Annotated in this window: 1 protein-coding gene; it reads left to right on the plus strand. The window is 68.3% G+C overall.

From position 1 onward, the window contains the following. Window positions 1–110: 110 nt before the first annotated feature. The gene (locus FH969_RS14840; RefSeq protein ID WP_108717738.1) at window positions 111–1745 is read left to right on the plus strand and encodes an IS1634 family transposase; all 1635 of its coding nucleotides are present in this window, start codon (window positions 111–113) and stop codon (window positions 1743–1745) included. The last annotated feature ends 22 nt before the right edge of the window (window positions 1746–1767 follow it).

A 1767-nucleotide genomic window follows, 5' to 3' on the forward strand; every position in this document is an offset into this window, starting at 1 on the left:
CCTGACTTGGGTCACTCGTGTCAGTTTGCGGGGGCTGCATGGCTGTGACCTGGGGTGATGGTCGTGGTGGGTGCGTGGTTGAGGCACTAATTCGGTCGTAGGATCGGTGGGTGGCGTGGGTCCGGCGGGTGCGTACGGCCTCCGGATCGACGGCGGTACAGATCGCGGAGTCGGTGAATGGCAGGCGACGGATCGTGCGGCATGTCGGCTCGGCGCGGGACGAGGCCGAGCTCGGGCTGCTCATGGCGCAGGCGCAGCAGTTGCTGCTCGATGACGCGCAGCGCGAGTTCGATCTCGGGCTGACCCCGAGAGTCCCGAAAGCCGTCCTGGTCCCGGCGCCGGCGAACGCGCTGATTCCCGGGCAGGGGCCACAGCTGCGGCGGTGGGTGCGACGCGCGCACGTCCTGAAGACCAACGCCGGGGTCCTGTACGAGGCTCTCGCGGGTGTCTACGCCGATCTGGGGTTCGACGCGGTCGGGGATGAGGTCTTCCGCGATCTCGTGATCGCGCGGGTCGTGGAACCCACCAGTCTGCTGGACGTGGACCGGGTCCTGGCCGAGCTGGGCCGGGTAGCGGCCTCGCACTCGACCCGGAAACGGGCCCTGCGCCGCGCTCACACCGGCGACTACCGGGACGTCATCGCCTCGGCATGCTTCACCCACGCCGTCTCCCACGGCGATGTGTCGCTGGTGCTCTACGACGTCACGACGCTCTACTTCGAGGCCGAGAAGGAAGACGACCTGCGCAAGGTCGGCTACTCCAAGGAACGCCGCGTGGACCCGCAGATCGTCGTCGGGCTGCTGGTGGACCGGCGCGGGTTCCCGCTCGAGATCGGCTGCTTCGAGGGCAACAAGGCCGAGACCCTGACGATCGTGCCGATCGTGAAGCAGTTCGCCGACCGTCACTCCCTCGCCGACATGGTTGTCGTGGCCGACGCCGGCATGCTCTCGGCCTCCAACCTCACCGCGCTGGAGGAGGCAGGGCTGCGGTTCATCGTCGGCTCACGAGTCACGAAGGCACCGAAAGATCTCGCCGCGCACTTCCGCTGGCACGGCAACGCGTTCACCGACGCCCAGATCATCGACACCATCACCCCCCGCGATCAGCGCGGCACCGCCGCGCGGGTGAGCGACCCGGCCACCCGGGCGGAACCGGTCTGGGACCCGGCCGTGCATGCGAGATCGTGGCGAGCGGTCTGGGCCTACTCGACCAAGCGGGCCGTCAGGGACAACAAGACCCTCACCCTGCAGGAGAACAAGGCCCGCGCCGTGATCGCCGGGGAGAAGACCGCCCGGACACCACGGTTCGTGACCAGCCGCAACGGCAGCCACGAGCTCGACGAAGCATCCCTGACCCGAGCCCGCGCCCTGGTCGGGCTGAAGGGCTACGTCACGAACATCCCCGCGCACCTCATGCCCGCCAGCGAGGTCATCAGCAGCTACCACGACCTGTGGCACGTCGAGCAGTCCTTCCGGATGTCCAAGACCGACCTCGCAGCCCGGCCCCTCTTCGCGCGCACCCGCGACGCGATCGAGGCCCACCTCACGATCGTGTTCACCGCCCTCGCGATCTCACGCACGATCCAGGACCGCACCGGGCTCTCGATCCGCCGCTTCCTGCGTCAGCTCAAGCCCCTGCGCTCAGCAACCATCGAGATCAACGGCGTCATCACCACACTCCCACCCGCGATCGACCCCGACACCCAAGCCACCCTCACCGCCCTGCAACACCCCGCAAGGCACTAAGGCAGATGACCCAACTCAGGAC

Origin of the sequence: Miniimonas arenae (assembly GCF_006351005.1) — a bacterium.
Taxonomy (GTDB): domain Bacteria; phylum Actinomycetota; class Actinomycetes; order Actinomycetales; family Beutenbergiaceae; genus Miniimonas; species Miniimonas arenae.